Raw genomic sequence first — 22,011 nt, forward strand, 5'->3', positions numbered from 1 at the left:
ATCCTCCTTGCCGAGAATGTCTGCAGCAGCTGTTTCCAGCCTTGTCGAAACTGCGGAGATCTCCGGGCGGGTGCTGGGCGTCCGCATGCCAGTGGATGACGAACATGCAGACGAGCCCTGGAAAATGCCTCCATCGCGGCGCAGCAATCCGCGTCGCCTCGATGCGCCCATGCCGCAGACCATCAAGATGACGATCGCCGACCAGATCTATATCGACCGGTCGGAGCTTCCTTCTGCGATGATTGCCCAACTGGTGCGGCTGGCCGCGTTCCAGAACCCCGAATTCTATCGCGCGCAGGCGATGCGACTGCCAACATTCGGGAAGTCGAGAATTGTGTCCTGTGCCGAACTGCATCCCCGGCATATTGCACTGCCACGCGGCTGTTTTGATGAGGCGGTCGGGCTCCTGTCCGACCAGGGTGCGAGCGTGGATCTGGACGATCTGCGTGAAGACGGAACCGCCTTGCCGGAGACGGTTCGTTTCCGTGGCGAACTCCGCCAACAGCAGTCGCCTGCATTCGATGCACTGGCCTGGCACGATAACGGCGTGCTTGCCGCCACGACTGCATTCGGCAAGACAGTCGTGGCCTCGGCTCTGATCGCGCACCGTGCCCGCAATGAGCTGGTCCTGGTCCACCGCCGAGAATTGCTGAACCAATGGGTCGAGCGTCTGGGGTCCTTTTTGGAGATCGATCCGAAGCAGATCGGCACTATCGGTGCCCGAAAACGCAAACCCACCGGTGTAATCGATGTGGCACTAATCCAGAGTTTGGTCTGCAAAGGCGAGGTGGACGACATCGTCGGCGATTACGGTCACCTTGTTGTCGATGAATGTCATCATCTGTCCGCCGCGAGTTTTGAACTTGTCGCTCGGAGATCAAAGGCGCGCTATGTCGCAGGTTTGTCTGCGACAGTAGCTCGAAAAGACGGGCATCATCCGATCATCTTCATGCAGTGTGGCCCGGTGCGCCATCGGGTAAGTGCCAAATCGCAAGCCGCTGTAAGCGGCATTCACCATCGGGCTCGTGAACGTCATACGAGGTTCCGACTGCCAGAGGACCTGGCCATGGCCGAACGCCCGTCCATGCCCGCGATATATTCCGCTTTGGCGGAGGACCGTGCTCGAAACGATTTGATCTTCGATGACGTGCTGAAATCACTTGAGGCCAAACGATCCCCGATCGTGCTGACCGAGCGCAGGGATCACCTCGAATATCTTCAACAAAGATTTTCTGGGTTTGCAAAGAACATTGTTGTGCTGCGTGGCGGCATGTCCGCCAAGGATCGGAAGACGGCGCAAGCGGCGCTGAGTGTTGATGATGATGAGGAACGGCTGATCCTTGCGACAGGGCGCTATATCGGCGAAGGCTTCGATGACGCCCGGCTCGATACCCTGTTCCTAACGATGCCGATCGCCTGGAAGGGCACGCTGGCGCAATATGTCGGCAGGTTGCACCGACAGCATGACGGAAAGACAGACGTCCTAGTGCTCGACTATGTCGACAGTGCCGTGCCTGTCCTTGCCAGAATGGCCGCCAAGCGCTGGGCGGGCTATCGTGCGCTCGGCTATGTGATGGAATAGCGCCCCGCCGGAAGCGGGGCGCTAGTTTTGCCCGGTCGCTCTGGAACGTTGTGTGGCCTCTGCCAATATCTGCATCAGCTTGTCCGAGGGTCCGCGGAATCGCCCGGGCTTGATCAGCAGCGCATGATGGGCATCCAGAATTGCGAGCTTCTCGGTTGGGTCCGCGCGCAGGTACATCTCTGTCGTCTGGATACTGGCATGCCCGAGCCAGAGCGCGACTTTACGGACATCGCCAGTGGCTTGAAGCGTGTGCATCGCACAGCTATGTCGCAGCACATGCGGGGTTACGTGTTTTGCGGCAATCGACGGCGCCGAGCGTTCGGCTGTCGACACATGTTGCCTGAGCCTGTAGGCGAAGCCGTCCCGCGGGGATCGTCAAGTTGCGGGGTATTTCCCTTCGGGGTATGCATTCGTATGATCAAGCCCAAGCAATCTGGCGCCTTCTTAGGCCATCGTTTTTCTCCTGAGATCATCGCATACGCCGTCTGGGCCTATCACCGATTTCCCATGAGTTTGCGCGATGTCGAGGACTTGCTGGCAGCACGCGGGATTATAGTCAGCCACGAGACCATCCGCGCTTGGGTAGCGAAATTCGGATCACAATATGCCAAGGTGATCCGCCGAGATCGACCCAAAGTGGCGGACAAATGGCACCTGGACGAAGTTGTCCTTCCGACAAACGGCAAGAAGTATTGGCTATGGCGCGCTGTCGACAGCAACGGCGATGTGCTGGACATCCTCGTCCAGTCTCGGCGAAATAAACGGGCCGCGGATCGGTTTTTCCGCAAGCTATTCAAAACATTTGGCGCGCCACGGGTCGTTGTGACGGACAAACTCCGAAGCTACGGGGCCGCACTAAAGGACCTCGCTCTAGGCATCGAGCACCGAAGCCATAAGAGACTCAACAATCGATCCGAAGGGTCGCACAGGCCGACCCGGCGGCGAGAAAAATGCATGGGTCGGTTCAAATCACCCCGCCAAGCGCAACAATTTCTCTCCGTCCACGATCAAATCCAAAATGTCTTCCGCCACCGCCGCCACACGCTTTCAGCCGCTTGCTACCGTCAGTCCAGAGCCGACGCCCATTGGATCTGGGACGACATCACGCGAGTGCTGAAGGCTGCTTGAGATCCGGCGTCCGGGCTATCGTTGTGAAGATCGCCGAAAACTTGACGATGCCGCTGCGGCATCGCGCGGGATGCGTCGGGGCGCGGTCTTCGGGTTGGGCTGGCTGAGATGAATGATCTCGCGTCAGCAACATCCAGTGCGTCGACAAAACTGTTTCATGGCGGTCTTCGCTATCTTGAATATTTCGAAATTCGTTTGGTCCGTGAGGCATTGATCGAACGCGAAACACTGTTGCGCGCCATGCCACATATCAGCTGGCCGATGCGGTTTGTGCTGCCCTATCACAAAGACATGCGGTTTGAAGGATCGACGCCAACGTCCAAAATTCTGAATATCGCAATGCTATGGATGAAGGGCCGTCGCCCTGCGTGGCTGATCCGGCTTGGCCTGTTCATGTATGACACCCTCGGCGGACGCAAAATTTTGCCCGGCACCACAACCGTCGATCTGCGCACCGCGCTCGAAGGCGAAGGAATCGAGGATCGGTTCGAAAAGGCCTATGAATATTCCGACTGCTGGATCGAAGATTCACGGCTCGTTGTGCTGAACGCGCGAGACGCGGAAAATCGCGGTGCCAAGATTATGGAGCGTACCAAAGTCATTTCGACGATCCGCCATGACGATCACTGGGTGGTGCAATTATTGGACCAAGACACCGGCGAAGAAACTACAATTTGCGCCAAGATGCTGGTGAACGCGGCAGGCCCTTGGGTTGGTGACATTATCCAGACCAAAGTGCGGCTAAACTCATCCGAGGGCGTGCGATTGGTGCGTGGATCACACATCGTGACGAAGCGCCTATTTGAACACGATAAAAGCTATTTCTTTCAAGGGACCGACGGGAGAATCATCTTTGCGATTCCTTACGAAACTGATTTTACCTTGATCGGGACGACAGACGCGGAACAAGATGATCCAAATGTGAAACCGGTCTGTACCGACGCAGAACGCGATTACCTCATCTCATTCGCAAATCAGTATTTTAAGCGCGACATCACGGCTGATGACGTCGTTTGGCGCTATTCGGGTGTACGTCCGCTATACGACGATGGTGCCAAAAGCGCGACTGCGGCGACGCGGGACTATACTTTGAAGGTCGACACCGATGGTGGCGCGCCCATCCTGAATATCTTTGGCGGCAAGATCACCACCTATCGCCGCCTCGCGCAGAGCGCATTAGGCATGATTAGTCCCTTTTTTGAAGATGTATCCGCAGATTGGACTGCAAGCGTTCCGCTGCCAGGTGGGGATTTTCCGGTAGACGGTGTCGCAACTCTGATCGCTGATCTGAAACAGGCCAATCCGTTACTTGATGATCCTTGGGCAAAGCGACTTGTGCGCGCCTATGGCACCGACGCGAAGAATGTGACCACAAACGCGAAATCCGCCGCCGATCTCGGCCAAGATTTTGGCGCGTCTTTGACCGAAGCAGAAGTAACATGGTTGATGGATCATGAATATGCACGTCGCGGAGAAGACGTCGTGTGGCGTCGCAATAAGCTTGGTCTTCGCATGACGGACGATCAAATCGCAAATCTGGATGGCTGGATGGTTGCACGAAGCAATGCAGCATAATCATAATTGGCCCGGTTTAGTGTCTATTCAGACCGAAATTTTTCGCTGTCAGTGAGAACGAGATCAAGATGGTCAGCCAAATATATCTGTAGCCAAGGTGTAAAGATATCGGGATCCTGCGCGACCTCTGCCGCGAGGTCGTAAATATCGACCCAACGGGTCTCTGCCACCTCATTTGGGTCTAAATCCAAATGCAGCGACCCAATTTTTGCCGCCGCAACAAAAAGATCCACGACTTCGTGTTCAATCATCCCATCCCCAACATCGGCACGATATTCAATCTGATCGCGAAACATGGGCTGCAGTCCAGTAATCCCAAGCTCGTCTTTAAGGCGACGCGCCGCACAAATGCTCGGGTCTTCGTCCCAGTGAGGATGCGTGCAACACGTATTCGCCCAAAGCCCCGGAGTATGATATTTCGACAATGCCCGCCGCTGAACCAAGACAGACGTGCCATCCATCACAAATACCGAAACCGCTTTGTGGCGAATGCCCTTTTGGTGAACCTCAAGTTTTTCCATTGGCGTAAGCAAACCGTTCACCCACGCCGGTATCATTGTCATTTGGGAACCTCCTTGCTGCAAATTGACTGCTGGAATTGTCACCGTTCGCACCTCTTTCGGCATTTTGGGCAATATGACCTAATGGTCTACACCTTGCACGCGGCATGTTATCGCATATTGGGCATCTAGCGGATATTCTGCTGGACGAAGACGTCTTAAACACTAATTCTACGCATGAGACGGTGATCGCCGTGTTCAAAATGACGCTAGGGAGATTCCTATGTCCAAGTTTATTTATGCCGCCGCGTTCACGCTTCTGGCCGCACCTGCTTTCGCAGATGGCCAAGCAGCGACAGGCGATGCCGAAGCTGGTGAGCAACAATTTGACCGTCAATGTGTGGCCTGCCACGTTGTTGCCGATGCAGACGGAGAGGTGCTTGCTGGACGCAACGCACGCACGGGTCCAAATCTTTATGGTCTCGCGGGCCGTCAACTGGGCGTCATTGACGGTTTCCGCTATAGCGATGCAATTGTCGAACTTGGTGAAGCTGGTACAGTTTGGGACGAAGGAGCTTTTGTTGGATACGTACAAGACCCAACCGGCTGGCTGCGCGGCGCGCTCGACAACAACCGTGCGCGGGGCAAAATGGCTTACCGTGTCCGCGACGCGCAAGACGCCATCGATATTTATGCTTACCTCGCAACATTTGGCGCGATCGCTGCAGAGGCAGAAGCTGACTCTAATTAGAGGCCAGTTTGCGCCTAAGAAAGTCAACGTTCAAGAACTGGGGCTTCGCAGATGCGTGGCCCTTTTTCATTTCAAACTGAACAAGTGGGTAACTTTCGTGTCAGTGCGATTGCACGGAACGGATGCTTAGGCCACAACCGCTCTCAAACACTGAGAGGTCCTATGCTGGATACTGCTGCCCGCAAATTGATTGATCCGCCGCTGAACGCGATCGGCCGAAATCTAGCCGGTCGTGGCGTAACAGCGGATGGTGTGACCCTTGCGGGTCTGGCGCTTGGCCTGTTAGCCGCGTTTTGTATTGCAGTTGGCTGGCCGCTGGTTGCGCTGGTCCCGTTGCTGGCGTCGCGCATTGCCGATGGTCTAGACGGCGCAGTCGCACGTGCATCCAAGACGACTGATTTTGGTGGCTACCTCGATATCGCCTGTGATTTTTTGTTCTATGGCGCGATCCCATTTGCGTTTGTTTTGATGGACTCTGCAAACAATGCCATCGCAGGTGCGTTTCTGCTGATGAGCTTCTATTTCAACGGCACGAGTTTCCTCGGCTACGCCATCCTCGCGGAAAAGCGCGATATGGAAACATCGGCCCAAGGTATCAAGTCGCTCTACTTCTCAAACGGATTGCTGGAGGGGACCGAAACCATCGTCTTCTTCGTTCTTTTGTGTCTGTTCCCCGCATCGTTTGCGATGCTCGCTTGGATTTTTGGGACGCTTTGCTTTGCGACTGCAACCCTCCGTATTGTCGCCGCTCGGCGCGTATTCACCACAAAGGAAGACTGATGAAACACCTCACTTTGATCGCAGCGCTTGTCGCTCCCACTTTTGCGTTGGCCAATCCTGACCCATCCGACTGGGACGCGGTGACGACGCAGGCCAGCGGCCAAACTGTTTACTGGAACGCATGGGGCGGATCGACCACGACGAACGACTTTCTCGCGTGGGTCGGGGATCGTGTGTTGGAAGACTACGGCGTCGTGCTTGAACATGTGAAATTAACGGATACCGCTGACGCCGTGACACGAGTGTTGAGCGAGAAGCAGGCGGGCGAAGACGATGACGGTGCCATCGACTTAATCTGGATCAACGGGTCCAATTTTGCCGCGATGAAAGACGCCGATCTGTTGTTTGGGCCCTACGCGGAACAACTGCCAAACTGGGCCGTCGTGGATGTCGACGGCAAGACAGTTCAGACTGATTTCACAGTACCGGTAGAAGGATATGAATCGCCTTGGGCTATGGCGCAGGTCGTGTTCGTGCACAACACGGCCACGATGCCGGAAACGTTGGGTTCTATGGACGCGTTGTTGGAATGGGCACAGGCTAACCCTGGTCGTTTCAGCTATCCGCAGCCGCCAGATTTCCTTGGCACGACGTTTCTGAAGCAAGCGTTGGTTGATATCCTTGATGATCCTTCGGTGCTGCAATCCCCTGCCACAGATGAAAACTACGACGTCGTCACCGGCCCGCTTTGGGCCTATCTTGACGCACTGACCCCACATCTATGGCGGATGGGCCGCGCTTATCCAGCAACAGGGACCGCGATGTTCCCACTAATCGCTGACGGTGAGTTGGATCTGTCGATTTCGTTCAGCCCAGGTGCTGCATCCACTGCGATTTCAAACTTTGAATTGCCCGATACAGTCCGCACCTTCGTGCTGGACAAAGGCACCATCGGCAACGCGTCTTTTGTGGCGATCCCTTACAATTCAGGCTCGGCTGCAGGGGCGATGGTTGTCGCGAACTTCCTGATGTCACCCGAGGCACAGGCCCGTGCGCAGGACCCCAATATCCTTGGCTATGGCACAGTTTTGGACATGGACGCATTGTCTGCTGATGAACGCGCAGCTTTTGACGCGCTTGAACTGGGCATCGCAACCTTGTCACCTGCTGAATTAGGCTCTGTTCAGGCGGAACCGCACCCCAGCTGGGCGACACGTATCGCGGATGATTGGGCCGAACGGTACGGTACAGGGCAATAGATCAGGGTTGATAAAGGCAGGGCTATGCTTCGGTTCCTCCCTGCACTGACACTGCTTGCAATGCTGGGGCCTGTGATCGCCGGTCTTTGGGGGACAGCGCTGCCCGCATTTGGACATTTGCCAGCCGCTGGTCTGACGGGTCCGTCCCTCGACCCTTTTCGGGGCTTATTCGGTTGGGCAGGGCTCGGCGCGGCCGTTCGCCTGTCGGTTATGACGGGCTTAATCGCCACGAGTGTGTCACTCGCCATTGTCGTGTTCATCACTGCGGGCTGGTCTGGAACGCGTTCATTTCGGATGTTGGAACGGATGTTGTCGCCACTTCTGTCAGTCCCTCACGCAGCGGCAGCGTTTGGTCTCGCATTCCTCATCGCGCCGTCAGGTTGGGTCGCACGTTTGCTGTCTCCGGCACTAACGGGATGGGACCGACCTCCTGATCTGCTCATCGTGCAAGACCCGCTTGGCCTCGCGATGATTGCAGGATTGGTCGTCAAAGAAGTGCCATTTTTGTTGTTGATGACCATCGCTGCCATGGGCCAAGCCCAGCCGCGAAGATCGCTGTTGGTGGCGCAGTCCCTCGGCTACGGTCGACTGACGGGCTGGCTCAAAACAGTATTCCCCCGCGTCTACACACAAATCCGACTGCCTGTTTATGTCGTGATCGCCTATTCCATGAGCATCGTTGACGTGGCCGTCATCCTTGGACCAAGCACGCCACCGACCCTTTCCGTACAGATCGTAAAATGGATGAGCGACCCAGACCTGTCCATGCGTCTTACCGGGGCGGCGGCGGCATTACTACAACTGGCACTCGTGATTGGTGCATTGGGGTTCTGGTGGTGTGGCGAACGCATCGTGGCACGCCTTGGTGATCGCTGGATCATGTCAGGCAGGCGCGGGCAATTTGATGCACCAATTCGAATCTTTTCGCTTGGACTGGGGTCAATTTCAGCTGTCGCGATCCTGTTTGGTCTTGCGGGTTTGGCTGTCTGGTCTTTTGCCGCGTTCTGGAGTTTCCCTAACGTTCTTCCAGACAGTTTTACGTTACGCACATGGGACCGCCACGGTCCCGACGCTATCGCCACTTTAGGGGAAACCTTCTTTGTTGCGGGCATCGCCGTCTTACTTGCGCTGGTATTGGTGCTCGGTTGCCTTGAGGCAGAACACAGAAGCGGGCGCGGCCTGACGCGGCGCGGATTGTGGCTATTGTACCTGCCACTCCTTGTTCCACAAACGGCGTTCCTACCCGGATTACAGACACTTCTTCTCAATCTTGGCGCTGACGTGGGACGCTTGCCAGTTATTTTTGCCCATCTGGTGTTCGTGTTGCCCTATGTCTTCCTCTCACTTGGCGATCCTTGGCGATCTTGGGATGTACGGTATACCACGGTCGCAGGCGCCCTTGGTGCGCGACCTAGAACAGTCTTCTGGCGGGTGCGGGTGCCGATGTTGCTGCGCCCGATACTGACGGCAACAGCCGTCGGCATTGCAGTGTCGGTTGGTCAATATCTTGCAACATTACTGATTGGCGGTGGACGGGTTTCAACCCTCACCACCGAAGCTGTTGCGTTGGCATCAGGGGGCGACAGGCGCGCGATTGGCGTTTATGGCTTGATGCAGACCTTAGCTGCCCTCGTGCCCTTTACGCTGGCGCTGATTATCCCGACTATTCTGTGGCGCAACCGAAGAGGATTACATGATTAAGGGTCTAACCTTGCGTAACCTGTGTATTTTGCGTGCAGGCATTCCACTGATTGAGATAGACCATGCGATTGCCGCTGGTGAAGTTCTGACTGTGATGGGGCCGTCCGGCGTGGGAAAATCGACGTTGCTTGCTTATATTACTGGCATGCTCGCCCCCACATTTACGGGTATGGGGCAGGTCTTGCTGGACGGTGTTGATGTTACAACAAAGCCACCACATGCGCGTCGTATCGGCATTCTTTTTCAGGATGATCTGCTCTTTCCACATATGTCTGTGGGGGCAAATTTGGCATTTGGGATACCCCATGGTGGCAGCAAGGCATCGCGGCGCGCGCAAATTGAAAATGCGCTTGGGGACGTCGGGTTGACTGGCTTTGCTGATCGCGATCCGGCCACATTGTCGGGTGGTCAGAAAGCGCGGGTCGCATTGGTTCGTATGCTGCTGTCAAATCCCTGCGCACTTTTGCTCGACGAAGCGTTTTCCCGTCTAGATGCTGACCTGCGCGCACAGGTCAGGGATTTGGTTTTCCAGACGGCGAGGGAACGCGCCTTGCCAGTGTTGATGGTCACCCATGACATTGAAGATGCACAGGCAGCGGGTGGCGCGGTTATCGAATTGGAGAGCCTTTCCAAGGGGTAAGCGATCAAGTCTGATCGATATATGTCGTCTTTGAACCAGCGATCCCTTAATCCCGCAGTAATCTGGCAACGTAACTTGAGGACTCCCATGGCGCACTTACTTGGTATCGACACAGGCGGCACGTACACCGACGCGATATTGCTCGACGATGAAGCCGACGTGATCGTAGCGCGGGCAAAGGCGCTGACGACACGCCCGAACCTGTCGATCGGAATCGCGGCCGCAATTGATGCGGTGATGACGCAAAGTGGTATTGCCTCGTCCGATGTCACGATGGTGTCGCTTTCGACGACGCTGGCGACCAATGCATTGGTCGAAGGACAAGGCGGACGGGTCGCTTTGGTGTTTATCGGGTTCGACGAAGGCGAATTGAAAAAAGCCAATCTGTCAGACGCGTTAAACGGCGACCCGGTGATCTTTGCGCAAGGCGGACATAGCCACGCAGGGACAGTTGTCACACAACTGAATACAGATGCCATTCGCTGCGCGTTAGAGTCTTTAACTGTCAATGTTTCAGGCGTCGCAATCGCCAGTCGTTTCGCGACGCGTAACCCCTCGCATGAAATTACAGTCCGCGATATTGTTCGTGACGTTCTTGGTGTGCCCGTGACCTGTTCCCACGAACTTAGTCAGGCGTTAGGAGGACCAAAACGGGCGCTTACAGCTGTTTTGAACGCCCGCCTCATCGGCTTGATTGATCGCTTGATCTCGGCGACTGAGGCGCACATTGAAGCACTTGGTATCGACGCGCGCTTGATGGTCGTGCGAGGCGATGGCGCACTTATTTCCGCGAAGCTTGCGCGAGAACGACCGATTGAGACAATCCTCAGCGGTCCCGCTGCCAGCATCGCTGGTGCACAATGGCTGACGGGGGCGAAAGACGCACTTGTCAGCGACATCGGTGGGACGACGACGGATATCTGTGTGCTCAAGGACGGAGTCCCAAAGATTGATCCGCAGGGCGCAAAGGTCGGAAAATACCGCACGATGGTCGAGGCAGTCGCAATGCGGACGTTCGGACTGGGCGGCGACAGTGAAGTGTCTATCACAGAAGGGTTGGAAGGTGGGCTTTGCCTCGGGCCACGTCGGGTGATGCCAGTATCGCTGTTTGCGCGTGATTACCCAGAAATTGTGCACACTGCTTTGGATCGCGCTTTGACACTTGAAACGCCCCCTCAGGAAGCCGCGCAGTTCGTGATTGCGCAGTGGAATAAATTTCCTGCAGGTCTGGATGCGCGCGAGACGGCAGTCGCGTCGCGTCTACAAAATGGCCCAGTGCGTTGGGTGGACGCCGTACAAAACCGGATCGAAGGGCCAGCGTTGGGACGATTGGTGCAACAAGGGTTGGTAATGATTTCGGGTGTCACGCCATCCGATGCGAGCCACACCTTGGGTCACATGACAGACTGGAACACCAGTGCGGCGACCAAAGCGCTTACGCTTTTTGCAAGGCGACGGATCGGAAGCGGAGCAAGGCTCAGTTCTGGCGCAGAAAACCTCGCCCGCGCCATTATCGACAGGCTCACCCAACAGACAGTGTGGGCCTTATTAGAGACTGCTTTGTCAGAAGAAGGCTGGGATGATCCAACACAATTGGCCCGCCATCCGTTATTGGCGGCAGGACTAGGTGGCCACGGAAATATCGTTCGCCTAGATGCTGGCTTGGCAATGCCAGTGATTGGTCTTGGCGCCTCTGCGCAAACCTATTACGGCGCGGTTGGTACACTTTTGGGCTGTTCCACGATCCTGCCAGATAATGGTGGCGTCGCAAATGCCATTGGCGCAGTTGTTGGTCAGGTTGCGATCCATGCTGAAGGCACCGTCACCAGCGGTGGCGCGGGTGCATTTCGCGTCCACCTGCCAGACGGCCCATCGCAGTTTTCTGACAAAGACTCCGCACTTACAGCTTTACGTTTGGCCCTGACGAAACAGGCGTCCGAACGGGCAATAGCATCAGGCGTAGAAGAAGTCCGAATAACAGAAAACCTCGACCTGCGGGAGGCACAGGTCGAGGCCCAAACGATGTTTATAGAGGCGACGTTACGCATAACCGCCCGCGGGCGACCACGCATCACAACCTAGGTATTCTGCCGCTTCGCCCGACTACTATATTCAGCCGCTTCGCGCTATGACTATTCTGCCGCTTCGCGGCGGGGCAACACCCAATCGGGACGGATAAAGTGGCAGGTGTAACCGTGTGGAACACGCTCAAGATAATCCTGATGCTCGGGCTCAGCCTCCCAAAACTCACTCACAGGGTCGAGATCAGTGATGACTGAGCCCGGCCAAAGACCAGATGCATCGACGTCTTTGATCGTATCTTCGGCGACAGCTTTTTGCGCCTCGTCCGCGAAATAAATGGCCGACCGATATGCCATTCCGCGATCATTGCCTTGCTGGTTTACGGTCGTGGGATCGTGGATCTGAAAGAAAAATTCCAACAGCCGACGATAGGTCGTTTGCGTTGGATCAAAAGTAATCTCAATCCCTTCGGCATGGGTCCCGTGGTTGCGATACGTCGCATTGGCAACGTCGCCGCCCGTATAGCCCACCCGCGTTGACACAACGCCGGGCAACTTTCGGATCAGGTCTTCCATGCCCCAAAAACATCCACCGGCAAGAACTGCGCGCTCATTATTTGACATTTACGCGTCCTCCACTTGGTTACTAAATTCGCCGTATCCTTCGGCGTCCATATCGGCTTTCGCAATAAATCGCAGCGACGCGCCATTGATACAGTAGCGCAGACCGCCTTGGTCTTGCGGACCATCAGGAAATACATGCCCAAGGTGGCTGTCACCGTGGGTCGAACGAACTTCGGTGCGGATCATACCAAGCGTGTTGTCGGTTAATTCATTGACGTGCGCAGGTTCGATCGGCTTGGTAAAACTTGGCCAACCGCAGCCAGATTCGAACTTGTCGGATGACGCGAACAACGGCTCTCCTGACACGATATCGACATAAATGCCGACCTCTTTGTTGTCCAGATATGCTCCAGTCCACGGGCGTTCTGTGCCGCTCTCTTGCGTCACATGAAACTGCTCCGGAGTGAGAGACGCGATAACATCTGGGTTCTTGTCGTATTTGGTCATGGTGAAATACCCCTTTTGCCTGCGATAGCTTAAGACATGGGGCGTTTCGAGCGAATTATCAGTTTCCTACAGTTTACTCACCAAACCGCGAGCACCCCTTTGATGCCGCCGCGACACTTAATTATCCGAATGATCCAACATTGACGTCCTGCCAATCTGGGCAAGGGTAATGCTCGTCTCGTTCTTCAACACATCCCACAGGTCGGCGAGACCTTCTTCCCCTGCAGCGGCAATCGCAAATTGCAGGACACGCCCCAAAAAGGTGAAATTCGCGCCTTGCTCAAACGCTTTTACCACGTCTTCACCGCCGCGCAGACCCGTATCATAGAACAACGGGAAATCCGGGCCAACGGCGTTGCGTATATCGGCCAACGCCAAGATCGGCGGTGGTGCACTGTCAAGCTGGCGGGACCCGTGGCTGGACACCTGAATGGCGTCAACGCCCGCATCGCGTAACATCAAAGCATCTTGCGCGTCCAACACACCCTTGACCACCAATTTGCCCGGCCACATGTCGCGAAGCTGCGCCAACGTGTCCCAGTTTGCTTTGGCACGGCTTTCGGTGCGATCAAACTCATAGCCATCCATGTCGAAATTCGCCATTTGCGGTTTACCTTTGGCCAGCGCCGTCAGCGACCAGCGGGGGTGAAGCGCAAAGTCGATAAACTGACGAGGACCAATTTTGAATGGCATCGTGAAACCGTGGCGTAATTCGCGGGGTCGGCGGCCCACTTCGGGGACATCGACTGTCAGAATGATCGTTTCATAACCGGCAGCCTTGGCGCGTTCGACAAGTTTGAATGTGCCGTCCCCGTCGCCGGTAAAATATAATTGGAACCACGCGTTGCCCTCAGCGGCCTCAATCAGTGGTTCCATCGCAGTGGACGCCACTGTCGACACCCCTAGCGGCACATGTTCGCGTGCAGCAAGACGGGCCAACATCATGTCGGCGCCAGGGGCGGACAGGTTGCACATGCCCATCGGGCTAATTCCGAACGGCACGTTCGCCGATCGCCCAAACAGCGGGACCGCCAGTGATCTGTCACTAACATCGCGCAAAATGCGCGGGCGCAGTTTTAAATCATCAATGGCCGCACGATTATGCACGGCCCCAATTTCGCGGCCAGCGGCGCCGTCTATGTAGTCAAATACCATCCAAGGCAGACGGCGACGCGCAATGCGCCGCGCGTCTGCGCTGGAATGAATACCGGTCGCCATTTAGCTGGCAACCGCTTTCATGAACCGATCACGGATCACAACAGGGTCCATCGTGATGACAGGCAGTTTGATGTTGCCACTGTCGCATTTCACAACGATCACGGTCATTTTTTTGCTGTCGAGCGCGGCTTGCAGAACTTCGCCGGTATCGACATCCTTGCAAACAACGACATTCTCGCAACCGCAGGCCTCAGCCACTTTTTCAAGCTTGGTTTTCATACCGGCATAGGTCGGCTGATCACCAGTTGATCCATAGGACCCATTGTCGATGATCATCAGGATATAGTTATCAGTCACATTGTTGGCGATTGTTGGCAACGTACCAAGGTTCGTCAGAACGGACCCATCACCATCAATCGAAATGACAGTTTTATCTTGGGCTAGGGCAAGTCCAAGCCCAATAGACGAGGCCAGCCCCATCGTTCCAAGCATATAGAAGTTGCTGGGTTGATCATCGATCATATGCAGCTCTTGGCTCGGTAAACCGATATTACAGACGACCAGTTGGTCACGAAGGATTGGCGCGATGTCGCGCAGGATTTCAGATCTGATCATTGGTCGCCGTAGCCTCCCCAGAAAGACGCATCCGTCAGGATCGCCACAGGTTTGTTGCTCATGAATGTGTATTTCAGGATCGCGTCGAGCTCATCCGCATCAGATTCGCGATGAAAATGATAGGTCGGGATGTGCAACTGGTCCAGCAACGCCTTGGTGTGCACGGCCATTTCAACCTGACACGCCACCGGTTCGCGCAGCTCACCGCGATACGAAATCAACATTGGCAATGGCATGCGGTAAAACTGCGTCAGCGTCGCTAGCGTGTTGATCGTCACACCGATGGCGGTGTTTTGCATGATGATCATCGGGCGTTTACCGCCCATCCATGCACCAGCGCACAGCCCCATGCCCTCGTTTTCGTTATTGGACGGGATGTGGAAAATTTCCTCGCGCGCTTCGACTTCTTCGATCACACCTGCCAGTTGTTTGCACGGGACAGTGGTGATGAACGACACGTCGTTTGCCACCAGATCGTCCACAATTTTCTTATCGATGCTCAAGGTTCACTCCTTCGGATTGGGTCATGGGTTAGGTTCAAGAATAATTTTAGGTGCGGCAACATTGCCTGCACGGATGTCGGAAAACGCCTGCTGTCCGTCAATAAGGGGTCGTTGTTCTGTCCAGTCCAGCGCGCCAAGTCGGCCGTCAAAAATCGCGGCAGCCGTGTCTCGGAAATCTTGTGCGGTATAGGTATATGTGCCGACAAATGCGATTTCCTGCAATGTCATGCGGCGGATATCAAGGCCACCCTCGCTCTCGCCCAAACCAATGTGCATAATAACGCCTCCTGGTTGGGCAATCGCAGTCGCATCTGCACGGGTTGCAGCGTAGCCGACGCCGTCAATGACCAGATCAGCCTGCGCCACGTCACCGGGTGCCACAGCGTCAAATCCATCAATCCCATCCAACGTCGCGCGTCGCACGGCGTTCGGTTCTGCGACAGTGATCTGCGTTGCGCCAAACGCACGCAGCGCAAGTGCTGCACCAACACCAATCGCACCACCACCGATAACGTGGCACTTAGCTTGCGCCAATGGCATGTCTAAAATTGCCGACCCGAGCCGGACTGCATGCCAACCACAGGCCAGCGGTTCAGCCAACGCCGCTTTGCGCAAAGGCACATCATCAGGCACACGCACAAGATTCTCATCTCGCATCACGACCATCTCAGCAAATGCGCCTTCACGCGGTGGCATAGAAATAATCAGCCGCTCAGGACACAGGTTATCGCGCCCTGATTTGCAGGCACGACACGACCCGCACGACACCAACGGATTGATCGTAACCCGCGCACCATTATTTGGCCCACCGACAACCGTGCCAGCCGCTTCATGGCCAAGGATCAGCGGTGCGGGACGGCGTTCATCATGGCCAAGAAAGGCATGCATATCGGATCCGCAGATTCCCGACGCTTCAATCCGGATCAGGCTTTGGCCTGCCCCCGCCACAGGATTGGGCATGTCGCGGTAAACCATTTTTTCAACGGCGTCATAAACCAGTGCTTTCATTTTGCTGTGTAGCCTCCGTCAACCATCAGAACTTGGCCTGTAACATATGCGGATGCGTCTGAGCACAGGAATAACAGCGGACCGTCAATATCTTCGAGCGTGCCGTTGCGCCCGATACAGGTTTGCGCCGCGTTATGCGCTGCGCGCTCAGGGTCGGCAAACACAGGGCCCGTCAGTTCCGTCGGGAAGAATCCTGGCCCAATGGCGTTTACTGTGATTCCGTCCTTCGACCACGCTTCAGCCATCGCACGGGTCAGCTGGGCGATGCCCGCCTTGGATGCGCCATAGGCGATGCCACCCGAAAAGGCGCGGCTGCTTTGCAGTGACGCAAAATTCACGATCCGCCCCCAGCCCTTCGCCTTCATGGCAGGCACCATAGCTTGGCTCAGGAAAAACGGAGCAGTGAGGTTGAGCGCCAGCGTCTGGTCCCATCCTTGCGGCGTCACATCATCAGCCTGTTCGCGCGTGTTGATACCTGCGGCGTGCACGATGATATCGGGCGCACCAAAAGGCGCGGAAATTTTTGATACCAGACTTTCTGTGGTGTTTCGGTCCGCGATGTCAGCGACTACTGCGGCGGCGACCACCCCGATTTCGTTGCAAAGGCTGTCCAATGCATCGGCACGGCGGGCCACGCACACGACCTTTGCCCCGGCTTCCGCCAGCATGAGCGCGGCACGACGCCCCAGACCCGAACTTGCGCCAGTGACGCAAGCGACTTTACCGCAGAGATCAAAAAGTGCGTCTGGATTAACCATCTGCGGTCAGATCAAAGGTTTCATTTGGGAAATACTTGGCAAGGCGAACGTCAGCTGCGCGCGCGTGGCCTTCCATTCCTTCCAGCCGCGATATCCGCGCTGTCGCTTCTGCAACCCGCTTTGACCCTTCACGGGTTGATCGCTGCCATGTGACGATCTTCATGTATTTGTGGACGGACAAACCACCCGTGTAACCTGCTGCGCCGGACGTTGGCAGCACGTGGTTCGTGCCTGACGCCTTGTCACCATAGGACACGGTCGTTTCTTCACCCAAGAACAAAGACCCGTAACACGATAGCCGACTCAACCACCAATCAAGGTCTTCGGCCTGAACAGTCAAATGCTCAGGTGCATATTCATCCGAACAGGCGGCCATGTCTTCGCGGTCTTCACACACAATGACTTCGGCATAATCACGCCATGCGGCGAATGCGTTTTCGCGGTTTAGTTCCGGTAGATCGTCAATCAATGCGGGGACGCGGGCCATGACGTCTTTCGCCAATTCTGTGCTGTCTGTTACCAACCAAACGGGTGAATTATATCCGTGTTCCGCTTGGCTCACCAAGTCTGTCGCAACGATATGCGGATCAGCATTTTTGTCGGCCAAAACCAAGCTATCAGTGGGACCAGCAATCATGTCGATACCAACGCGACCGAACAGGATGCGCTTGGCTTCGGCGACGAACTGGTTCCCCGGGCCCACAAGAATGTTTGCCTTTGGCAGGCCGAACAATCCGAAGGTCATTGCGGCGACACCTTGCACACCGCCCAGCGCCATAATTTTGTCAGCACCGCAGATATGCGCCGCATAAATAATTGCAGGGGCCACGCCCAGACCGGCGCGCGGCGGCGACGTTGCGGTGATGTGGCTACAACCTGCGACTTTTGCCGTTGTCACAGTCATGATCGCACTCGCGATATGGCTATATCGACCACCGGGTACATAACATCCGGCCGCATCTACGGGGATCGCTTTCTGTCCAGCGATCAAACCGGGCGTGATCTCATATTCGATGTCTTTGACAGTGCCCTTTTGTGCCTCGGCAAATCGACGCACGTTGTCATGGGCGAATTGGATATCCTGTTTCAGTTTCTCAGGCACGCGATCACAGGCCGCTTGGATTTCCTCGTCCGTCAGGATTATGTTACCGTCATATTTGTCGAACTTAATCGCATATTCGCGGGCTGTGTCGTCCCCGCCCGCCTCAATGTCCGTCAGGATACCCTGCACGATGTCATGCACATCTGAAGCGCCGGATTGGGCCGTCAGCGTTGCTTTCTTGAGATAGGTCCGTGCCATATGTGGGTCGCCTTATATCTGGTGGTCGGGGCATCGCGGGCGGGTACAATCACCCGCGTACAATTGATTCTCAGTGTTCTTCTCCTCTATGTAAGCCATTACATTTGGGTAATGCAAGCCTTTACAAATCGGGCTAATTAGATTGGAATAAGACATAGACGCGATCCGGAACACTTCTAAAACACGCGCCAAGGATAAGAATGAACCTGAAACGACCGGCCCCAACACTTCATGACGTTTCAGTGGCCGCCGGCGTGTCGACGGCGACTGTATCACGTTGCCTGAACTTTCCAGACCAAGTCGCAAAGCTCACCCGTGATAAGGTTCTTTCGGCCATCCAACTGCTCGGTTATTCACCTAACTTCGGCGCAAAAGCGATGGCGGCGCGCCGGACAAACACAATCGGCGCGATCATCCCGACAATGGAAAATGCAATTTTCGCGCGTGGCCTTGAGGCCTTTCAGGAAGAACTGCGACTCCACGGGTTCACGATGCTCGTGGCCAGCACATCCTATCGCCCTGAAATTGAGGAAGAACAGATCAGATCACTGGTCGCACGCGGCGCCGATGCACTGCTTTTGATCGGCCATGAAAGAGACCCTGAAATCTACCGCTTCCTTGAAACCCAAGGTGTCCCAGTGTTGATCACTTGGGTGTTTGACGCCGAATCCACACGGCCATCTGTGGGTTTTGACAACAGGGTCGCGATGATGGAAATGGCGATAAAGGTCATTGAATTTGGTCATACCGAGCTTGCGTTTATCTCGGCAGCGACGGCCCGAAACGACCGCGCGACAGCGCGGCTAAACGGCATCGGGGACGCTATGATTGCGGCTGGGTTGAATGCCGACGATCTGCATTGCATTGAAACCACTTATGGCATCGAAGAGGGCGCGGCAGCCTTTGACAAACTGATGCTGAAAACCCCAAGACCAACGGCTGTTTTTTGCGGCAATGACGTCTTGGCCGTCGGCGCGCTTCGCCGTGCGAGAGAGTTAAAGATCGCAGTGCCACAGGATGTATCAATCATAGGTTTTGACGACATTGAACTGGCGCAAGTAGCTTATCCGCCCCTGACGACTGTCCACGTTCCACATCGCGAAATGGGTCGTCGCGCTGGCCATGCCCTTGCAGATCATTTGAAGAACGGCACGCCATTGAAGTCTGTGCAGCTTGGAACCCGGCCTGTTCTGCGCGAAACCTTGGCACCTGTCAAAGTGGGCTCTTGATTGATCGGCTGGTCCAACCACGGGACAATTGCGGCCGCTAAAACATTACTGGCAGCATAGTATCTGGCGGAAATCATCGAAGAAACTGCGCATATTGCCTACGCGCGCCACGCCTTGATGGCGGCGCATGGCGAATTTTGTTGAAAAACTCTTGTTGATTTGAAGCTTGCTCACTGATTCAATTGTTCCTAACAGCAAGGGGTAATTTCGATGTTGGGACCGAAGCAAGAAGCGCAGGGCGCACTGTTTTACGAGTTTTCGATTGATGATCACGTGCCGCAAGACCACCTGTTACGTTGAATTGATCGGTTCGTGGATCTGTCGAGTATTCGTCCACATCTGGCAGAATTCTATAGTCACACTGGCCGCCCCTCGATTGATCCTGAGCTCCTGATCCGCATGTTATTGGTGGGCTATTGCCTCGGTATTCGATCCGAACGCAGGCTTTGCGAAGAGGTGCATCTCAACCTGGCCTATCGCTGGTTCTGCCGCCTCGATCTTTCCGATCCGGTGCCTAATCATTCAACATTTTCGAAGAACAGGCCCTCTCGGCAGATTGCTATGCAATCGCCTGCCAGGCAGTGCATGGGCGCTTTCGAGACAGTGATTTGTTGCGCCACCTGTTTGAGACGACCGTTGCGCGCTGTATTGCGGATGGCTTGGTGAGCGGCCAACGCTTCGCTGCTGACGCAAGCCTGATCGAAGCCGATGCCAATAAACAGAATTCAACGCCGAAAGATGATTGGGACGCATCGACGATAAATTCCGAAGATGCGCCGCGTGCTGTTCGTGAGTATCTCGACGTTCTGGATGATGCCGCATTTGGTGCAGCGACTACGGTTGAGCCGAAGTTTACCTCGCATTCTGACCCATCCAGTCAATGGACTGCCGCTCGCAAAGGACCTGCTTTCTTTGCATATTCGACTAATTACCTGATCGACACGGATTACAGCGTCATCGTTGATGTCGAACCAAGCCGCTCTATTCTAAGCGCGGAAGTTGGCGCATCACGCACGATGTTGAGTATGGTTAAAGATCGCTTCGAGCTGCAACCAGAACGTCTCATTGCCGATACAGCATACGGCTCTGCCAAGAACCTTGGCTGGCTGGTCGAACACGGTATAGCTCCGCATATTCCTGTCATCGACCAGTCGGGTCGCAAAGATGGAACTTGGTCTCGGGTCAACTTCGCATTGGATACAGAGAACGATCAATACGTTTGTCCAGAAGGCGAAGCGCTCAAGCAGTTCCGCCGCAACTATTCCGACCCGAACCGAGGCCCCGACGGCAAGGGCGTCGCCAAGTATCAGGCGCTAAAGTTGTCGTGCCAAGCCTGTCCCTCAAAACCTAAATGTTGCCCGAATGCAGATGTGCGCAAGATCACCCGCGAAGAACACGAAGACGCCCGCCAGGTCGCCCGCAATATTGCTAAGACCAAGCAATATGTCATCTCAATGAGACTACGACAGAAGGTCGAGATGCTCTTCGCTCACCTCAAACGCATCCTGGGGCTAGGACGGCTTCGATTACGAGGACCATGCGGCGCAAATGACGAATTCCTCCTCGCCGCAACCGCCCAAAACCTCCGCAAACTAGCCAAAATCTTTCCTGCACCGCAGCAAGCGTGCAAAGCCTGATAAGAAAGGCGCTTGCGCCCAGTTCAACGCCAGACTTTCTGCACGCGCAACACGGTGTTTTTCAACAGAATCGGCTATAAGTGAACCAGAACAGGGGGGCGGTCCGCTCGGCTTAGTAAACACTGCCGTTTACTCTGCGTTCTGATGTCTCAACAGCCTATTTCTAGGAAGCATTCCGTTCGCGCAAGAACTGAAATTCTTCAAAACCTCACAGTGCGGACAATTCGCTTATGCTCGGGTTTGATATCTTACGCCAAGTGAAGGACTACCGGCTGACGCCGGTAGCCTCATTTAGAGGAATGCAATTCCAGATACTGTGTGATGACGTCGTCAGTCACATTTCCAGAGGTGGTTGAGAAATATCCGCGTGCCCAAAACCGCCTGCCCCAGTAGCGCTTACGCAACTCAGGGAATTCCATCTGGATGCGGCGCGACGAGCGGCCCTTTATGCGTTGCATAACGTTGGACAGGGACAGTTTTGGTGGGATCGACAGGAACATGTGCACATGATCGCGTCCCAGCACACCTTTTGCGATATGGACGCCCATTTCGGCCCATGTTTGCATGATAATCTCGCGTATCCGCTCTCGCATCTCACCCTGCAAAACCTTGTATCTATATTTTGTGACCCACACGACATTTTGTGACCCACACGACGTGAAATCTGTGGTAAAATCGCGTGTGCGCGGATGAGGAATAACGCATGATCTTCTCTCCTGAATTTTGAAACCCGCATTAGCAGTATGGTTTCAAAATTCAGGAGAGAAGATCAATCATAGATTCGCTGAAGCTGACCGGCTAGAAGCCGGTCGTTTCGATCCATTAGTTGGAAAGTGAAATCTGCCCCCGTGGGCA

Annotated in this window: 21 protein-coding genes and 1 pseudogene; 11 read left to right on the top strand and 11 right to left on the bottom strand. The window is 55.3% G+C overall.

Annotation, left to right across the window (positions count from 1 at the left end):
• Positions 1-16 precede the first annotated feature (16 nt).
• Positions 17-1,582: a DEAD/DEAH box helicase gene (locus OAN307_RS24355; RefSeq protein WP_015502062.1), complete on the top strand. Its 1,566-nt coding sequence runs from the start codon at positions 17-19 to the stop codon at positions 1,580-1,582.
• A 21-nt stretch (positions 1,583-1,603) separates the two neighbouring features.
• Here OAN307_RS24355 and OAN307_RS24360 read toward each other — a convergent pair whose 3' ends face one another.
• Complete coding sequence (locus OAN307_RS24360) at positions 1,604-1,915, bottom strand: tyrosine-type recombinase/integrase (protein WP_083903198.1); 312 nt, start codon at positions 1,913-1,915, stop codon at positions 1,604-1,606.
• Positions 1,916-1,996: 81 nt separating this feature from the next.
• On the opposite strand from OAN307_RS24360, the gene OAN307_RS24365 reads away from it, so the two are divergent.
• On the top strand, positions 1,997-2,710 hold the full coding sequence (locus OAN307_RS24365) for an IS6 family transposase (protein WP_044044356.1): 714 nt from the start codon (positions 1,997-1,999) through the stop codon (positions 2,708-2,710).
• Positions 2,711-2,770: 60 nt separating this feature from the next.
• Complete coding sequence (glpD, locus tag OAN307_RS24370) at positions 2,771-4,285, top strand: glycerol-3-phosphate dehydrogenase (RefSeq protein ID WP_083903199.1); 1,515 nt, start codon at positions 2,771-2,773, stop codon at positions 4,283-4,285.
• Between the two features lie 23 nt (positions 4,286-4,308).
• On the opposite strand, the gene idi is transcribed toward glpD, so the two are convergent.
• On the bottom strand, positions 4,309-4,842 hold the full coding sequence (gene idi / locus OAN307_RS24375) for an isopentenyl-diphosphate Delta-isomerase (RefSeq protein WP_408634951.1): 534 nt from the start codon (positions 4,840-4,842) through the stop codon (positions 4,309-4,311).
• A 226-nt stretch (positions 4,843-5,068) separates the two neighbouring features.
• On the opposite strand from idi, the gene OAN307_RS24380 reads away from it, so the two are divergent.
• From OAN307_RS24380 to OAN307_RS24405, 6 genes are all read left to right on the top strand, one after another.
• On the top strand, positions 5,069-5,536 hold the full coding sequence (locus tag OAN307_RS24380) for a c-type cytochrome (RefSeq protein ID WP_015502066.1): 468 nt from the start codon (positions 5,069-5,071) through the stop codon (positions 5,534-5,536).
• A 162-nt stretch (positions 5,537-5,698) separates the two neighbouring features.
• The gene (locus OAN307_RS24385) at positions 5,699-6,316 is read left to right on the top strand and encodes a CDP-alcohol phosphatidyltransferase family protein (protein ID WP_044044358.1); all 618 of its coding nucleotides are present in this window, start codon (positions 5,699-5,701) and stop codon (positions 6,314-6,316) included.
• Entirely contained in the window at positions 6,316-7,515 is a 1,200-nt protein-coding gene (locus OAN307_RS24390; RefSeq protein ID WP_015502068.1) for an ABC transporter substrate-binding protein, read from the top strand. The genes OAN307_RS24385 and OAN307_RS24390 overlap by 1 nt, the downstream gene beginning before the upstream one ends.
• Positions 7,516-7,539: 24 nt before the next feature.
• Positions 7,540-9,216, top strand: coding sequence for an ABC transporter permease (locus OAN307_RS24395; protein WP_015502069.1), 1,677 nt, complete (start codon positions 7,540-7,542; stop codon positions 9,214-9,216).
• Positions 9,209-9,856, top strand: coding sequence for an ATP-binding cassette domain-containing protein (locus tag OAN307_RS24400; protein ID WP_015502070.1), 648 nt, complete (start codon positions 9,209-9,211; stop codon positions 9,854-9,856). The genes OAN307_RS24395 and OAN307_RS24400 overlap by 8 nt, the downstream gene beginning before the upstream one ends.
• An 87-nt stretch (positions 9,857-9,943) precedes the next feature.
• Positions 9,944-11,938 (top strand): hydantoinase/oxoprolinase N-terminal domain-containing protein, encoded by a 1,995-nt coding sequence (locus OAN307_RS24405; protein WP_015502071.1) that lies wholly within the window; start codon positions 9,944-9,946, stop codon positions 11,936-11,938.
• Between the two features lie 50 nt (positions 11,939-11,988).
• On the opposite strand, the gene msrA is transcribed toward OAN307_RS24405, so the two are convergent.
• The 8 genes from msrA to hisD form a co-directional block, all read right to left on the bottom strand.
• Positions 11,989-12,501, bottom strand: coding sequence for a peptide-methionine (S)-S-oxide reductase MsrA (gene msrA / locus OAN307_RS24410; RefSeq protein ID WP_015502072.1), 513 nt, complete (start codon positions 12,499-12,501; stop codon positions 11,989-11,991).
• Complete coding sequence (gene msrB / locus OAN307_RS24415; RefSeq protein ID WP_015502073.1) at positions 12,502-12,948, bottom strand: peptide-methionine (R)-S-oxide reductase MsrB; 447 nt, start codon at positions 12,946-12,948, stop codon at positions 12,502-12,504. It lies immediately after the preceding gene.
• Positions 12,949-13,065: 117 nt separating this feature from the next.
• A complete protein-coding gene (locus tag OAN307_RS24420; protein WP_015502074.1) occupies positions 13,066-14,166 on the bottom strand; it encodes an alpha-hydroxy acid oxidase in 1,101 nt (366 codons plus the stop codon).
• Positions 14,167-14,721, bottom strand: coding sequence for a sulfopyruvate decarboxylase subunit beta (gene comE / locus OAN307_RS24425; protein WP_015502075.1), 555 nt, complete (start codon positions 14,719-14,721; stop codon positions 14,167-14,169). It lies immediately after the preceding gene.
• A complete protein-coding gene (comD, locus tag OAN307_RS24430) occupies positions 14,718-15,224 on the bottom strand; it encodes a sulfopyruvate decarboxylase subunit alpha (protein ID WP_015502076.1) in 507 nt (168 codons plus the stop codon). Before comD ends, comE begins: the two co-directional genes overlap by 4 nt.
• Positions 15,225-15,245: 21 nt before the next feature.
• Positions 15,246-16,232, bottom strand: a complete 987-nt coding sequence (locus tag OAN307_RS24435; RefSeq protein WP_015502077.1) for an alcohol dehydrogenase catalytic domain-containing protein — start codon at positions 16,230-16,232, stop codon at positions 15,246-15,248.
• Positions 16,229-16,990, bottom strand: coding sequence for an SDR family NAD(P)-dependent oxidoreductase (locus OAN307_RS24440; protein WP_015502078.1), 762 nt, complete (start codon positions 16,988-16,990; stop codon positions 16,229-16,231). The genes OAN307_RS24435 and OAN307_RS24440 overlap by 4 nt, the downstream gene beginning before the upstream one ends.
• Complete coding sequence (hisD, locus tag OAN307_RS24445) at positions 16,983-18,290, bottom strand: histidinol dehydrogenase (protein WP_015502079.1); 1,308 nt, start codon at positions 18,288-18,290, stop codon at positions 16,983-16,985. The genes OAN307_RS24440 and hisD overlap by 8 nt, the downstream gene beginning before the upstream one ends.
• A gap of 200 nt (positions 18,291-18,490) precedes the next feature.
• On the opposite strand from hisD, the gene OAN307_RS24450 reads away from it, so the two are divergent.
• Together OAN307_RS24450 and OAN307_RS24455 are read left to right on the top strand one after the other, a co-directional pair.
• Positions 18,491-19,519 (top strand): LacI family DNA-binding transcriptional regulator, encoded by a 1,029-nt coding sequence (locus tag OAN307_RS24450; RefSeq protein ID WP_015502080.1) that lies wholly within the window; start codon positions 18,491-18,493, stop codon positions 19,517-19,519.
• A gap of 210 nt (positions 19,520-19,729) precedes the next feature.
• Positions 19,730-21,156: pseudogene (locus OAN307_RS24455) on the top strand (IS1182 family transposase).
• Between the two features lie 287 nt (positions 21,157-21,443).
• Here OAN307_RS24455 and tnpA read toward each other — a convergent pair.
• A complete protein-coding gene (gene tnpA / locus OAN307_RS24460) occupies positions 21,444-21,791 on the bottom strand; it encodes an IS200/IS605 family transposase (protein WP_015502081.1) in 348 nt (115 codons plus the stop codon).
• Positions 21,792-22,011 lie beyond the last annotated feature (220 nt).

Origin of the sequence: Octadecabacter antarcticus 307 (assembly GCF_000155675.2) — a bacterium.
Lineage (GTDB): Bacteria > Pseudomonadota > Alphaproteobacteria > Rhodobacterales > Rhodobacteraceae > Octadecabacter > Octadecabacter antarcticus.

What these genes read in the sequence shown, in the direction of transcription:
- OAN307_RS24400 (WP_015502070.1), top strand. Translation starts at nt 9,209, where the DNA reads ATGATTAAGGGTCTAACCTTGCGTAACCTGTGTATTTTGCGTGCAGGC.
- OAN307_RS24365 (WP_044044356.1), top strand. Translation starts at nt 1,997, where the DNA reads ATGATCAAGCCCAAGCAATCTGGCGCCTTCTTAGGCCATCGTTTTTCT.
- OAN307_RS24440 (WP_015502078.1), bottom strand. Translation starts at nt 16,990, where the DNA reads ATGGTTAATCCAGACGCACTTTTTGATCTCTGCGGTAAAGTCGCTTGC.
- OAN307_RS24450 (WP_015502080.1), top strand. Translation starts at nt 18,491, where the DNA reads ATGAACCTGAAACGACCGGCCCCAACACTTCATGACGTTTCAGTGGCC.
- OAN307_RS24395 (WP_015502069.1), top strand. Translation starts at nt 7,540, where the DNA reads ATGCTTCGGTTCCTCCCTGCACTGACACTGCTTGCAATGCTGGGGCCT.
- OAN307_RS24355 (WP_015502062.1), top strand. Translation starts at nt 17, where the DNA reads ATGTCTGCAGCAGCTGTTTCCAGCCTTGTCGAAACTGCGGAGATCTCC.
- comE (WP_015502075.1), bottom strand. Translation starts at nt 14,721, where the DNA reads ATGATCAGATCTGAAATCCTGCGCGACATCGCGCCAATCCTTCGTGAC.
- OAN307_RS24390 (WP_015502068.1), top strand. Translation starts at nt 6,316, where the DNA reads ATGAAACACCTCACTTTGATCGCAGCGCTTGTCGCTCCCACTTTTGCG.
- hisD (WP_015502079.1), bottom strand. Translation starts at nt 18,290, where the DNA reads ATGGCACGGACCTATCTCAAGAAAGCAACGCTGACGGCCCAATCCGGC.
- OAN307_RS24435 (WP_015502077.1), bottom strand. Translation starts at nt 16,232, where the DNA reads ATGAAAGCACTGGTTTATGACGCCGTTGAAAAAATGGTTTACCGCGAC.
- msrA (WP_015502072.1), bottom strand. Translation starts at nt 12,501, where the DNA reads ATGTCAAATAATGAGCGCGCAGTTCTTGCCGGTGGATGTTTTTGGGGC.
- OAN307_RS24380 (WP_015502066.1), top strand. Translation starts at nt 5,069, where the DNA reads ATGTCCAAGTTTATTTATGCCGCCGCGTTCACGCTTCTGGCCGCACCT.
- OAN307_RS24420 (WP_015502074.1), bottom strand. Translation starts at nt 14,166, where the DNA reads ATGGCGACCGGTATTCATTCCAGCGCAGACGCGCGGCGCATTGCGCGT.
- OAN307_RS24385 (WP_044044358.1), top strand. Translation starts at nt 5,699, where the DNA reads ATGCTGGATACTGCTGCCCGCAAATTGATTGATCCGCCGCTGAACGCG.
- OAN307_RS24405 (WP_015502071.1), top strand. Translation starts at nt 9,944, where the DNA reads ATGGCGCACTTACTTGGTATCGACACAGGCGGCACGTACACCGACGCG.
- msrB (WP_015502073.1), bottom strand. Translation starts at nt 12,948, where the DNA reads ATGACCAAATACGACAAGAACCCAGATGTTATCGCGTCTCTCACTCCG.
- idi (WP_408634951.1), bottom strand. Translation starts at nt 4,842, where the DNA reads ATGATACCGGCGTGGGTGAACGGTTTGCTTACGCCAATGGAAAAACTT.